Raw genomic sequence first — 14,260 nt, forward strand, 5'->3', positions numbered from 1 at the left:
GAAAGGGAGAATACTATATGAATAACCCAGTCGTACTAGATCCGAAAACAGAATTAAATGAGCAAACAGCACAAGATGTTCGCTTACAACTTAGAAAAGATGCGGATGTACAACGTATTTATAATGCGGTAGATATTAAAGATCAATTAGAATTAATTGAACTTGGAAAAGAACCTTCTATGGAAATTTCACGTTTTGCTGATCAAATTTTACATACAATGTCATTATCAAAGATAGAAGATTCTGGTGAATTATTAAAACAGCTTGGTAAAATTATGGACAGATTTGATAGCAAAGACTTTGCGGAAGAGAAAAGTGGTTTCTTCTCACGTATGTTCAAAAAAGCGGATAAAATGATAGAACAAATTTTTAGCAAGTATCAAACGATGGGCCGTGAAATTGATAAAGTATATGTGGAAATTACGAAGTACCAAGATGAGATGAAAAAATCAATTGGTACGTTAGATGGCTTGTATGAGCAAAACTTAAAATATTATTTAGACTTAGAGAAGTACGTAGTAGCAGGAGAAATGCTATTAGAGCGTTTAAATACAGAATTAGTTCCGATGTATGAAGAGCGTGTGCGTAATAATGATCAATTAGCAGGTATTGAATTAGAGTCGCTTAAAAACTCTGTTGAAATTTTAGAGCAACGTATTGATGATTTAGAAAAAGCACGTATGGTTGCGTTACTTACAGCACCACAAATTCGTATGATTCAACGTGGTAATAATAAATTAATTGGTAAAATTAATACAGCATTTATTACAACGATTCCTATTTTTAAAAATGGTATCATTCAAGCGGTAAATGCGAAGCGTCAAAAGCTTGTTGCAGATTCTATGGCTGAACTGGATCGCCGTACAAATGAATTACTTAAGAAAAATGCACAAAATATCGCAACGCAAAGTGTAGAAGTAGCAAGATTATCAGGTTCTTCTAGTATTAAGATGGAAACGCTTGAGGAAACTTGGAACATTATTTCAAGAGGTATGCAAGAAACACAACAAATTGAAGAGCAAAACAAACGTGAGCGTGAAGAAAGCCGCAAACGTATGGCTACATTAACTGAGAACATTAAAAAAGAATTACAAGGGTAAATGAAAAGGCAATGAGGACTATTCCTCATTGCCTTTTAGTTTCTCTTCACTAATTTAATAATCTCATTCACAACAAGTGGAATGATACTTAATAAGAGAACAAATCCCCAATCTCGCATCGTTAATGCATGTACACCGAATATATTTGCAAGAGGTGGGATAGAGATGATACAAACTTGCATTAAAATACCGATAAGAAGAGAGAAGACTAAATATTTATTTGTAAATACCCCAATTGAAAAAATGGATTTCGTTCTTGAACGCAAGTTAAATGAATGAACGAGCTGAGAAAAACTAAGAACGACAAATGCCATCGTTTGAGCGTGTAATAGAGTATCTTCATCAATTCGCTCTGGGAAAAGAGGGAATAAATTTGTATCTCCAGTATAGAATTTTGCTCCGGCGATAAAAGCTATTAGCGTTAAAAGTCCAATGATAACTCCATTGAAAATCAGGAAAGGAACGCTGCCACTAAATAAGCTTTCTTTCGCATGTCGTGGTTTTTCCTTCATCACATCTGGATCTTCAGGATCAACCCCAAGTGATAATGCAGGCAGTGTATCTGTAATTAAATTCACCCACAAAATATGAATAGGTCGTAGTGGTGTTGCCCAGCCGAGTAAAATCGCTAAAAATAAAGCGATAATTTCTCCGAAGTTACAAGAGAGTAGAAAGAGAATTGATTTTTTTATGTTACGATAAATATTTCTACCTTCTTCAACGGCTTTCACAATAGATGAGAAATTATCATCTGTTAACACGACATCTGCTGCCCCTTTTGCAACGTCTGTTCCTGTAATGCCCATCGCTACGCCAACATCTGCTTGTTTTAAAGATGGAGCGTCATTGACGCCATCACCAGTCATAGAAACGATATTTCCTTTCGCGCGTAATGCCTTTACAATTTTCACTTTATGCTCTGGAGAGACCCTCGCGAATACATTCAAGTGATTAATTTTGCTTGCTAGCTCTGTATCTGAAATGTTATCTAATTCAGTTCCAATCATAATTTCAGATATTTCTTCAGCAATACCAAGTTCTTTGGCAATCGCAAAGGCGGTATCTTTATGATCTCCAGTAATCATAACTGTGCGAATACCGGCTTTTTTACATTCTGTAATGGAATCTTTTACTTCAGTTCGCGGTGGATCAATCATACCGACAAAACCAATAAAGATGAGGTTTTCTTCGAGATGATCTATATCCACATTGCTTGAATTGTATTGTTTAAATGCGAATGAAAGCACTCTTAAAGCTTCTCGAGACATTGCCCCAGCAGCTTCTAATATTTGATTTTTATCAGCCTCTGTTAGATCCTCTATTTTACCGTTTTTAAATATGTGGGTACATCTAGGTAAGAGCTTATCGATAGCGCCTTTCGTCATGCTATAGTAGCTTTCATCGTATGTATGCACGGTTGACATCATTTTACGATCTGAATCGAAAGGTACTTCGTTAACACGTTCATGTATTTTTTCTAAATAATCTTTTTGCATGTTAAAAGTGGTTCCAGCAACGAGAAGTGCAATTTCAGTCGGGTCTCCCGTTTGTGATTCTTTATTATAAGACGCATCATTACATAGCACCATATTTTCTAACAATAGACGTTGCGCATCATTATTTACATTTAAACTTTCTAAGCGATCGTATGTGTTATCACTATAAAAGTGAGTAACGGTCATTTTATTTTGCGTTAACGTACCTGTTTTATCTGAACAAATAATTGTGACAGAACCGAGGGCTTCAACAGCTGGTAGTTTGCGAATGATAACGTTTTGTTTAATCATACGTTGCACACCAATTGCAAGAACGATGGAAACGATAGCTGGCAAGCCTTCTGGAATAGCTGCAACGGCTAAACTAATAGCAGTCATAAACATTTCTAACGTATCCCGGCCTTGTAAAAAACCGATGAGGAACATAATGATACAAATAGCTACAGCGACAAAGCCTAAATATTTTCCGACTTGTGCTAAGCTTTTTTGAAGTGGTGTCATATCATCGTCTGCTTCATGTAAAAGGGTAGCAATCTTACCAATTTGTGAGTTCATTCCAGTTTCAACAGCAACACCGACGCCTCTTCCGTATGTTACAAGAGTAGACATAAAGGCCATGTTTTTTTGATCGCCGAGTGGTACTTGTTCATCACTTTGCATGGAAGGGTGGTAGATTGCCTCTTTATCAACAGGGACAGATTCACCAGTTAGAGCAGATTCTTCAACTTTTAAATTTGCGGTTTCAATAAGGCGTAAATCGCATGGGATATATCGTCCGGCATCGAGCATAACGATATCCCCTGGAACGACGTGTTCAGATGGAATTTCTTTTAGTTCACCATGTCTCTTGACGATAGCTTTAGGTGTTGCCATCTTTTTTAGTGCCTCTAAAGCTTGTTCTGCTTTAGATTCTTGGACAACACCGATAACAGCATTTAAAACTACAACAAGCGCGATAATACTGGCATCCGCCCATTCACCTACAAAGGCAGAAATAAGGGCAGCAATAATAAGGACATATACGAGGACGTCATTAATTTGGGCGAAAATACGCTGCCATAAAGTGCGTTTTTGTTTTGTAGCTAATTCATTAGAACCGTATTGCTTTAAACGTTCACTTACAATTTCATCTGTTAAACCGTGTTGTTCGTTTGTTTCTAGGTCAATTAATGTTTGATCTTTCGTCTTACTGTACCAATTGCTCATAAGTAAGCACCTCCAGTAAAAACAGTTAGCAATGGTAGTGTTGCTATTATTTGTGAGTAGTATGTATGGAGAAAAAATCTAAGATGAGGTTCTACTTCTATTGTACAATATTTTACAGTTGGTTGAGGGAAAGAGATGAGTTGTCATGAATTTGTTGGAAATAAAAAAGAGCCTCATATAAGAGAGGCTTTTTTACTTTTTAATTAATGTACCTAATTCTTCTGTAATAGCTTGCATTTCACTAATGCTGAATGTTTCACGTTTCATAACATGATCATAAATGTCACGTAAATCTTCGTACATTTCTTCGTTAAAACTAGCAGCTCTCATCGCTCCAGCATTAACCATACGTAATTTTTCTTTAATAGCTTCGACCATATATTCAACGTTTTCTTCTGACTTTACGGATAAATCCACCGAAGTGTCCCCCTTTAAAATAACATAAGGCTATCTTAACATTTTTTATCATTTTCGTTAATGAATCTTTTCAATCCCATTAAATTAGTAGGGATTTCCTTTATATTTAATAATTGGTTGTTTATACTATAAGTATATATTAAGAAATGCACCAAGAAGGGAAGAAACAAAAGTATGGTTCAAGTATTGTTTGTTTGTCTTGGGAACATTTGCCGTTCTCCGATGGCAGAAGCGATTTTTCGAAATCTTGTCGTAAAAGAGGGACTTGAAGAGAAAATTGTCATTGATTCTGCAGGAACTGGAGATTGGCATGTTGGCCATCCGCCACATAAAGGAACACAAAAAATTTTAAAAGAAAATGCAGTCACTTTTGAAGGAATTAAAGCAAGGCAAGTAGAAAAAGAAGACTTAACAAAGTTTGATTATATTATTGCCATGGACAACAAGAATATAGCAGATTTAAAAAGTTTAGGTAAAACTGGAGGCTATATTGGTAGGCTGTCCGACTTTGTTCCAGACGGTGGCTGGACAGACGTTCCTGACCCTTACTATACAGGGAATTTCCAAGAAGTATATGACCTTGTAACAGAAGGGTGTGCAAAGCTATTAGCTTTCATTCGAAATGAACAAGGAATATGAGGAAGCTTAGAAAGAAATACTTTCTAACATAAGAAATGAAAGGGTGAAGGAATATGGCAAAGAAAAATAATATTGCTCGAAACATTGCGATTGGTGTAGCGGCAGGTGTAGCTGTATCCATGTTAAAGAAAGAAAACCGTGAAAAAGTAAAAAATACAGCAGAAAAAGCAAAAACAAAGATGATTGAAATTGGTGAAAATGCAAAGATCAAAGAAAAAGTGCAAACTGTTACAGATAAAGGACGCGAACTTGCTGATTTCAATGTGGTAAAAGCGAAAGTAGCAGAAATTAAAAAATTAACGCCATCTGTTGTAGAGACGTTAAAAGAAACGAAAGAAATTTTTAGTAAGAAAAAAGTTGAGCCAGAAGAAAAGCCAGAAACGATTGAAATTCAAGCTGTATCTCCAAAGGTAGATGAGCTGAAAGCAGAAGAAGAGCCAGTAGTTGCTGAAGATGGTGGTATGAAAGAAGCGCGTGAATTATTTATGAAAGACTCAAATGCAGTGGAAAAAAAAACTGAAGCGTACATTGAGTTAAAGCAAGATAAAGAAGAGAAGAAAAGCGTTTAAACATATATGAGAAAAATTTTAGAAAAGGTGAGAAGAAATCGTACTTATTCGTTTGGTAAAGATTTATATGACCGGACGATGCGCGATGATGTAGCGGGCTTGGCAGCACAGCTCGCTTATTTCTTCTTGCTTGCAATTTTTCCTGGGCTCGTTTTCTTAATTACGCTTCTTGGATTTATTCCCATTCAAACAGAGGATGTGCTTAGTTTATTAGAGGTTTATGTACCAGATGATGCAATGAACTTAATTGAGGTAAATGTAGATAAAGTTGTAAACCAGCAAAATGGTGGTTTATTATCATTTGGTTTATTATCCATGTTATGGTTTGCCTCAAATGGTGTTAATGCGGTTATGAATGCTTTTAACCGCGCTTATGACGTGAAGGAAACACGTTCTTTTATTACAACAAGAGCGTTATCAATTGTGTTTACATTAGCCATTATTTTTATGATTGTCTTTGCGTTAATTGTTCCGGTATTCGGACAAGTTATTGGAGCAGCAGTGTTTAAAGCACTCGGTTTATCAGATAGTTTTTCTTTCGTGTGGAGCATTACACGATTAGTAGCGAGTTTCTTCGTGCTATTTGCTTTGTTTAGTTTCTTATATACATTTGCCCCAGATCGAAAGTTAAAAAGAAGAGAAGTTATTTCAGGGGCGTTATTTGCTACTGTAGGATGGATTGTGGTATCGTACTCATTTGCTTATTATGTAGATAAGTTTGCGAATTACGCCAATACATATGGTGGTCTCGGTGGTATCATTATTTTAATGTTATGGTTTTACTTAACTGGATGGGTAATTTTACTTGGCGGTGAAATTAATGGTTTACTCCACCATTATAGAACCGGTGACAATAATTCCCGTAATGAATAATGAGCTCTTGTTCCATAATAAAAAGGAACAGGGGGGATATTTCATGAGTAATAATAAAAAGAACCATAACAATAAAAGTAATAATAAACAAAAGAGCAGTTCGCATCCAAAGCATAAAACGAGTAGCAGTGCGAACGGTCATAATAGCTATCATTAAAAAAAACGGGTCCTCTATGAGGGACCCGTTTTATTTGCTGCCTTTTAATAATCGTAAGCCATTCAAAATGACAAGAATCGTACTTCCTTCATGGCCAATAACACCGAATGGAAGAGCTAAAAATTGCAAGAAGTTTGAACAAATTAGCATGGCAATAACGGCTAGCGAAAAGATTACGTTTTGCTTCACAATACGGTTCATTCGTTTTGATAAACGAATTGCTTGGGAAAGACGAGATAGTTCGTTCTTCATCAGTACAACATCCGCAGTTTCTAAAGCTACATCTGTTCCTTCTCCCATTGCGACACCAATGCTAGCAGTAGCTAGTGCAGGTGCATCATTTATACCGTCTCCGACCATTGCTACTGTACCGTATTTTTCTTTTAACTTTTTAATCGTTTCAACTTTTGTTTCTGGTAAACATGATGCGTAATATTCCTTTATATTACTTTCAGAGGCAATTGCTTTTGCCGTTTCTTCATTATCTCCAGTAATCATAATTGCTTCGACACCAATGCTTTGTAATTCACGAATAGCAGCTATTGTTTCTTGGCGAAGCGTATCTTTTAAAGCGATAAGTCCAAGAATGCCTCCCTCATCACTAATATAAACGACAGTTTTACCTTCCTTTTCAAGTGAGGCAGAAATACCATTATGAAATGTTTTTGTTTCTTCACCGATAAAATCAGCTTTACCTATTTTATAAGCGTTGTTTTCGAATATTCCTTTTAGCCCAAAACCAGTTACATCTTCAACCTTTTCAGGTTTTTTTAATGTAATGTCGTACGCATGTTGTGCATATTTAACAATAGATTCAGCCAAAGGATGTGTAGAGTGACTTTCAATGGATGCTGTAATAGAAAGTACTTCTTTTTCTGTTATATTTTCTCGAACATATACATCTGTTACGGTAGGTTTACCTTCCGTTAATGTACCTGTTTTATCAAAGGCGATTGCTCTTACTGAAGCGAGGCGTTCTAAATGTATGCCACCTTTAAAGAGAATTCCATTTCTTGCTCCGTTAGAAATTGCAGATAACGTTGCTGGTGTAATGGCAGCAACGAGTGCACAAGGAGATGCGACTACAAGTAAGATCATAGCGCGATAAAACGTTTCATTCCAGCTCCAGTCAAGTAAGAAATGAGGAACGAACATCATAAGCGCAACAACGAGTAGTACACCTTTTACGTATGTTCCTTCAAACTTTTCGATGAATAGTTGTGATGGTGATTTTTCACTTTGTGCACTTTGGACGAGACGGATAATCTTTTGGAATAATGTTTGATCGCTCGGCTTCGTAATTTTAATTTCGATAGCACCACGTAAATTTACAGTACCTGCAAATACTTCATCGCCATGTCTTTTCTCATTTGGAATAGGTTCTCCCGTGATTGCTGCTTCATCGATATTTGTTTCACCGTTATGAATCGTACCGTCAGCAGGAACACGTTCACCTGGTTTAATTAAAATAATGTCGTTAATTTGTAACTCTCCAACAGGAACACGTTCCTCAGTTCCGTTGGAAATGCGTAATGCTTCTTCGGGTTGTAAGTCAAGAAGAGCGGAAATTTCTTTTTGGCTCTTACTTAATGTATAAGATTCCATAGCACCGCTGAGCGCGAAGATAAAGATTAAGATAGCCCCTTCTGCCCAGTAGCCAATAATTGCAGCACCAATAGCTGCAAAGAGCATTAGCATTTCAACATTTAGCTCTTTTTCTTCAATCGTATCTTCAATGCCTTCTTTCGCTTTTGCATATCCACCAACTATATAAGCAAGGATATAGCAAGTAATACCTACATTCATTACATCGTTCTTTGTGAATAACCAGCCAACTAAAATAAAAATACCAGATGCTACTGCAAATACAAGTTCATAATGTTTTTTTAATGTGTCCCATAAAGAGGGATGGGAAATTGTTTCTTTTGACTGTAACGTTTTTACTTCTGAGTTCATTACTACCCGCTCCTTCCGCATTCTTATTGAGAAAAATAATCAAAATCGAAACCCCTATAAAACGACGAAAGCTGCCATCCATAATGGATAGCAGCATTTCTGTTGAATCTGTTTTTAATAGTTCTTATGTTGTAATTATTCTATAGTATATCATATGTTTTTATGAGATGGTACGGTTTTGTTTCAAGTATAAACGGAAAACTTGTGTTTTCGCAACTCCTCTGGTATATATGAATATTGTTCATAAAAAGGTCGGAAAGGAAGACAACAAGTGAAGACAGAGAAAATTTTTACCCATCCGATTGGCGTATTTATTGCTGCAATAGTAGCAACTTTTTTATGGGGAAGCGCATTTCCTTTTATTAAATTAAGTTATGTTGAACTTGGAATTCAACCACAAGAAGTTGGAGAGCAAATATTATTTGCCGGTTATCGTTTCTTTTTATCTGGAGTCATGCTCTTATTATTCTTTAAAGTGTTAGGAAAAGATATGAGCTTCAAAAAAGGAACAGGGAAACAGTTAATACAAATTGGTTTATTCCAAACGTTTCTTCAATATATCTGTTTTTACATTGGAATGAGTTATAGTTCAGGAATTGAAGGAGCTATCATTTCAGGAACATCATCATTCTTTCAAATTTTACTCGCCCATTTTTTATATAAAGATGATGCTCTCAATATGAGAAAATTAATTGGGGTATCTATTGGTTTTTGTGGCGTCATTTTAGTAAATGTGCCGAGTGATGGTAGCTTATCATTTCATTTTGGGATCGGAAGCTTATTACTTCTTAGTGCAGCAATGCTGTATTCATATGGAAACATATTAGCAAAAGAAGGTAGTAAAACATTAGATATTGGTTATATGACAGCATACCAAATGATTTTTGGTTCTATAGGATTATTATGTATAGGGGCTTTACAAGTTGGAGTCATGCCATTTACATTTAGTCTACATGCACTACTTATGCTAATTTATTTATCTTTCTTATCTGCAGCTGGTTTTTACATTTGGAATACAATTATGAAGTATAACAAGGTTGGAAAAGTATCTATGTATATGTTCTTTATACCCGTATTTGGTGTGTTATTATCGAGCATGATTTTAGGTGAAGCAATTCATTCATTTGTGCTACTCGGTTTAGCATGTGTAGCCGCGGGAATCATTGTGGTAAATAGGACACCAGCTAAGCAAAAAATGGAGCAAGAAAAACAAGTAGCATAGAGAGCAGAAAAGCGATTACAATGGAAGAACAGTACTGTTCTTCTTTTTTTATAGAAAAAGGATAATAGACTAAGTGTAACGAAAAAAGATACAAAAAGCATTTATTGAGGAGAAAATATTATGAATCTACTTTACGTGGTGTTAATTGGGCAAATATTTCTTTTTTTTATTGGTGCAATTTATGCAATGGGGCAGACAAAAAGAACGAAAGATAATATGCCGTTACCTTTAGCAATTCGTCTTATTCTTAGTTTTTCTTTAACAGGTAGTGCAATTTGCATATGGTTACAAGATCCATCTGTAGAGTATAGTACGTGGGTTGCACTTGGTATGACTTTATCGACTGTGGGAGATTTGTTTATGGCTGGGCTGATTCCAATTGGTCATCGATTAATTGGAGGGATGGTTACTTTCGCTCTTGCTCATTGTTTTTATGTAAAAGCATTTTTGCAAACAGGAATTTCATGGAATGGTTTTTGGATTGGCTTACTCGTATATGGGCTCTTTCTAATTGTAGGATGGTTCTTCTTTATCCGAAATGATAAGCAGGATAAGTTGTTTACGATAGGAGCTCTAATTTACGGATTGTGGGTTGGAGGAATGGCTTGCTTTGCATTCGCCTTATATTATGAAAATACAGGGATATGGTGGATACCAGCGTTTGGTGGCTTACTGTTTGTAATTTCTGATTTCATTATTGGCGTGACAGATATCGGAGGGCGTAAATTGAAGTATGAGCCACTTTGGATTTGGTTTACATATGTAGCTGCTCAAATGTGTATTATATATGTGGGATTATAAAAAGATACTCTCAAAAATAGTGGATAGACTATTTTGAGAGTATCTTTTTTGCTTGTTAATTTGATCAGTATTTTTATTTTAAAATTTCTAATATTATAATTTTATAATTCAGAATTTTGTAGAAAATCATCGGTCGTATTATTTATAATAAAAGTAAAAAGATGATGAGTTGGTGAAATGATGCAAAAGAAAAAACGTTGGCGTGAATTCTTTGGAACTATTGCAATTGCATGTTTATTGGTGTTTTTGGCGAAAATTTTTGTGTTTTTTCCGACGACTGTAAAAGGAGCATCTATGAGGCCAACGTTGCAAGATGGAGATAAGGTGATTGTTAATAAGTTAGCAAAACAATTTGAAAGCTATGGGAGAGAAGATATTATTGTTGTGAAAACAGATAATTTTTATGTCAAAAGAGTGATTGGATTGCCTGGAGATATAATTGAGATGAGAAATGATCAATTATATGTAAATTATGAAGTGAAAGATGAAGAGTATTTGGATAGTAATAAAAAACAAGCAGAAAAAAAACTTATGAATTTAACAGAGGACTTTGGACCGATTACAGTTCCTGAAAATAAGATTTTTGTTATGGGAGATAATCGCTTAATAAGTAAAGATAGTAGAAATGGTTTAGGTTTTATTGATAGAGAAGATGTGTTAGGAAAGTTAGCAGGCATTTATTATCCGTTTGAACATATGAAAATAATAAAGTAAAAAAAACCAAGCAAATTTTAGTTTGCTTGGTTTTTTTGTTAAACAATAGGAGATTCGTTTGATACAAAGATATCTTCATGTTTCTTTGTAGTACTTAAAACAAATTTATGTTGTAGTAATTGTAGTTTAAATAACGCCAAAGGATCATGATATGTTTCTGGATTGCTTCTTAGCGTCGCTAATGTTTGCTCGTCTTCCTGTATCTCAAGTTGAGCTGCATCTACATTTTGTTTCAATATATTAAGTGGATCTTTGAAGAACATCATGATATCACGTTCTAATGCACCTTCAAATACTTCAAATTGAAGGAAGAATTGTTTGGAAATTGTGTGAGCAATTTCTGTATAGTCTTCTGTTTCAATATATTGTTTATATTTGTTGGCGAGCATAGATTGGTTTTTTTGCATATTACCAAATAATTTTCCGGCACTTTTTAAGAAAAACTGTGTCGGTGTAAAGCGTAATAAAATATTGATGTTCGTTACTGTAATTCGATTTGTCATTCGTGCAACATCTCGATTCCAATCATCTAATAATTTGAAATCGCAAGGAAGTTTCATACGTTCTTCTTTATATAATTTATTAAACGTTTCACTCATTTCATCTAAATAAGCTTGAGCTTGAATAAATTCATTATGTGCGGTTTCAATCCATTCTTGAATAGACCCAGTAAATTTAGGAAGAAGTACCTGTTGTACATGCTTTTGAACACGTTCATTCATTGCAGCATTTAATTCTTCATGAACTAGTTTGAAATCACTATCTTCTTGAACAAGATCAGAGCAACTCTGTAATAATTCAGGAATTTGAGAATGTATATCTCGTGTAATTTCTTCTTTCGTTAAAAGATAGGATTCGGTAATAGAGCGAATTTTATCTTTTTCAAGAGCAGTAAGGTTATTAATAAATCCGGTAAGTTTCACTGAGATGTGTTTATTCCAGCGTACGGATTTTACTAATGTATTTTCTAATTCCACACGTTCATTTATGAGATAAGCAATTGTCTTTTGTGTAAACCATATTAGCTTTTCTATACGTTCTTTTTCTATATCGCGTTTTGCAAGAGTAGAGAGAATAGATTCTGTTACATCTCCAAGTTGCTGGCTACTCTCTTGCGAAGGAGAGTATGGGAAGAATTGTGCATCTGGAAAATGTACTTTAAGTTTACTAATTAGTTTTTCATTAGTAGTCGTATTATTTGTGTGTAATACGAAGTGAATTTGTAAGTTTGGTACTTGTTCACGTAAATAAATTAATGTATCAATTTCTTTACTATGCAATGGTGAAGAAGAATTTAATACGTAAACAAGACTATCTGCTGCTTGTAAGTATTCAAAGTATGCATTGTTTTTATCCAATTGCTCTTGAATGGATGGTGTAAGAAGAAATGTAAACTTATTTTTTCTTAAAAACCTACTTGGTAGCTTAATTTCTATACATTTTTTCTCAAGTTCTGACTGAGCAGATGTAGCCGTTATTTGATGGAATTCATCAAGGTTAGGGATATTTCGTATATCTAACTCGGTAAATTCTGTTATTTCAGTTTGACTAGCGTCTTTAAATAGAATAGGAGTTGTTAAAGTTTCAGTTAAGATGTTCTCTCCCAATATTGAATTAACAAATGATGTTTTATCATGGTCACTAGTTCCAGCTATTAGTAGTGGTGTGACATTTAAATCACATAGTTCATGGACTAGTAGCGTAAATTGATGACTTAAATCTACATCATTTTTCTCAGCCCATACAGCGATTGTTTCGAATAAATGAGAAACTGTTTCCATATTTACATCTGCTTCAGCTGATGTATTAGAAAGTAAGGATCCAGCACTTTTTACGAGTAATGATTCTAAAGTTGTAGGTGAGACTTCATTCCATGCTAACACTGCTGCAGAGACAACTAGAGAATCTTTTGCTTTCGTTAAACTAAACCAATTTGTTAATAAATTTGGTACAAGTCCGTTTAATTCATGCATAAAATGATTTCCGGTAATTAATGCAAAGTATGTTTCTTGATAGCGAGTAGAAATTTCATTCCAATCGTCATTATTGTCTGTTTCAATATGCAAGAATAAATGATTAATACTTTGAATCCAAGGAAGGTATAAGGATTCATGTTGATAGCTATTCCAAAGAGCAATAACAAGCTCTTTAAATTGAGCTTGATCAACAGCATATAGAGCTTTTAAAGACTCATAGAAATATTCAGGCTTAATATTTTTTGTAAATCCTTTGTTTATGTAATTTATTAACGTATCAAACCAGTGTAAAGATTGTGTTCGAATACCTTCTTGAACAGCTAGTTCGATAGCGTTGTTCCAATCTTCTTGTTTTTCATAGAAAGAACGTGCAATTGCAGTAATATTTGGATAATCCGGTTGGAATGCAACAGCTTCACTAATCGTCTTAAAAGCGAGTCCTAAACGATCTTGTTCGATATAAAGAGAAAGAAGTTGTAAGGAAACCTCCATCGTAAGAGTTGTATCTTCCGTTTGAATAGATTGATAAATTTCTTCTGCCTTTGGTAAGAATCCTAGTTCAAAATAAGCATCTGCAATATTTTTTGTCGCCCAAAGTGCAAGAGCATTATTTACTTTTTCCCATTTAAATATAGCTGCTTCAAAATCTTTATTTTGATAATAAAATTCACCTTGAGCAAATCGAATATTAGAAATGTTGGAGAATTCATTTTTAGATTCATTTATATATGCTTCACCGAGTACTTCGGATGCAGGAGTAGAAGTTTCTTCTGTTAAAAATGTTTTATAGTAAACTTTTTGAATAAATTGATTTTCAATGGTCATGTTCGTTCCCCCCTGTATAATTTAGAAAAATGATGTCGTATGTAAAAGGGTGTATGTTCTTTTAATAGGTAGAAGTTGCATTATATAGACCAAACTATGTTTTTGCTAGATATATCATTTTTCTTGAGAGTTAAACCGTTGCGAAAAGTAACTTTCCTTTATTGTAACAAAAAAACACGCATATGAATTTTTATTTTTTATCGGGTTATTTGCGGGCAGTAAGAATCTAATCTCAAAATTGTTGAATGTAAGTAAGTTATGTGGGAGTCGGGATGTCTGTAGAAGCAAGATTGGCATAGGTTAATAATT

The 14,260-nt window shown here is 34.6% G+C and carries 11 protein-coding genes; 7 read left to right on the plus strand and 4 right to left on the minus strand.

Going from position 1 to position 14,260, the window contains the following annotated elements:
* Window positions 1-17: 17 nt before the first annotated feature.
* Complete coding sequence (locus AU379_RS25620) at window positions 18-1,100, plus strand: toxic anion resistance protein (RefSeq protein ID WP_001064405.1); 1,083 nt, start codon at window positions 18-20, stop codon at window positions 1,098-1,100.
* Window positions 1,101-1,135: 35 nt separating this feature from the next.
* Here AU379_RS25620 and AU379_RS25625 read toward each other — a convergent pair whose 3' ends face one another.
* Both AU379_RS25625 and AU379_RS25630 read right to left on the minus strand, forming a co-directional pair.
* A complete protein-coding gene (locus tag AU379_RS25625) occupies window positions 1,136-3,802 on the minus strand; it encodes a cation-translocating P-type ATPase (protein WP_061140023.1) in 2,667 nt (888 codons plus the stop codon).
* A gap of 192 nt (window positions 3,803-3,994) precedes the next feature.
* Window positions 3,995-4,219: a DUF1128 domain-containing protein gene (locus AU379_RS25630; protein WP_000366196.1), complete on the minus strand. Its 225-nt coding sequence runs from the start codon at window positions 4,217-4,219 to the stop codon at window positions 3,995-3,997.
* 174 nt (window positions 4,220-4,393) lie between these two features.
* On the opposite strand from AU379_RS25630, the gene AU379_RS25635 reads away from it, so the two are divergent.
* From AU379_RS25635 to AU379_RS25645, 3 genes are read left to right on the plus strand one after another with little or no spacing between them, the layout of a single operon-like run.
* Complete coding sequence (locus tag AU379_RS25635; RefSeq protein WP_000250916.1) at window positions 4,394-4,858, plus strand: low molecular weight protein-tyrosine-phosphatase; 465 nt, start codon at window positions 4,394-4,396, stop codon at window positions 4,856-4,858.
* Window positions 4,859-4,911: 53 nt separating this feature from the next.
* Window positions 4,912-5,427, plus strand: a complete 516-nt coding sequence (locus AU379_RS25640; RefSeq protein WP_001085388.1) for a DUF4075 domain-containing protein — start codon at window positions 4,912-4,914, stop codon at window positions 5,425-5,427.
* Between the two features lie 6 nt (window positions 5,428-5,433).
* Complete coding sequence (locus AU379_RS25645; RefSeq protein ID WP_001226536.1) at window positions 5,434-6,300, plus strand: YihY/virulence factor BrkB family protein; 867 nt, start codon at window positions 5,434-5,436, stop codon at window positions 6,298-6,300.
* A gap of 187 nt (window positions 6,301-6,487) precedes the next feature.
* Here the strand turns inward: AU379_RS25645 and AU379_RS25650 are convergent, their stop codons facing one another.
* Window positions 6,488-8,413: a heavy metal translocating P-type ATPase gene (locus AU379_RS25650; protein ID WP_001083772.1), complete on the minus strand. Its 1,926-nt coding sequence runs from the start codon at window positions 8,411-8,413 to the stop codon at window positions 6,488-6,490.
* Window positions 8,414-8,684: 271 nt separating this feature from the next.
* Here AU379_RS25650 and AU379_RS25655 point away from each other — a divergent pair, with 271 nt between their 5' ends.
* The 3 genes from AU379_RS25655 (at window position 8,685) to lepB (ending at window position 11,150) form a co-directional block, all read left to right on the plus strand.
* The gene (locus AU379_RS25655) at window positions 8,685-9,635 is read left to right on the plus strand and encodes a DMT family transporter (RefSeq protein WP_000845728.1); all 951 of its coding nucleotides are present in this window, start codon (window positions 8,685-8,687) and stop codon (window positions 9,633-9,635) included.
* A gap of 120 nt (window positions 9,636-9,755) precedes the next feature.
* Window positions 9,756-10,436, plus strand: coding sequence for a lysoplasmalogenase (locus AU379_RS25660; protein WP_001051070.1), 681 nt, complete (start codon window positions 9,756-9,758; stop codon window positions 10,434-10,436).
* 177 nt (window positions 10,437-10,613) lie between these two features.
* Window positions 10,614-11,150: a signal peptidase I gene (lepB, locus tag AU379_RS25665; RefSeq protein WP_044584100.1), complete on the plus strand. Its 537-nt coding sequence runs from the start codon at window positions 10,614-10,616 to the stop codon at window positions 11,148-11,150.
* A 38-nt stretch (window positions 11,151-11,188) separates the two neighbouring features.
* On the opposite strand, the gene AU379_RS25670 is transcribed toward lepB, so the two are convergent.
* Window positions 11,189-13,951 carry a GTP-binding protein gene (locus AU379_RS25670; RefSeq protein ID WP_000151410.1) on the minus strand — a complete coding sequence of 921 codons (2,763 nt, stop codon included), beginning with the start codon at window positions 13,949-13,951 and terminating at the stop codon, window positions 11,189-11,191.
* Window positions 13,952-14,260: the final 309 nt, after the last annotated feature.

This window comes from Bacillus sp. JH7 (assembly GCF_001563515.1).
Lineage (GTDB): Bacteria > Bacillota > Bacilli > Bacillales > Bacillaceae_G > Bacillus_A > Bacillus_A cereus.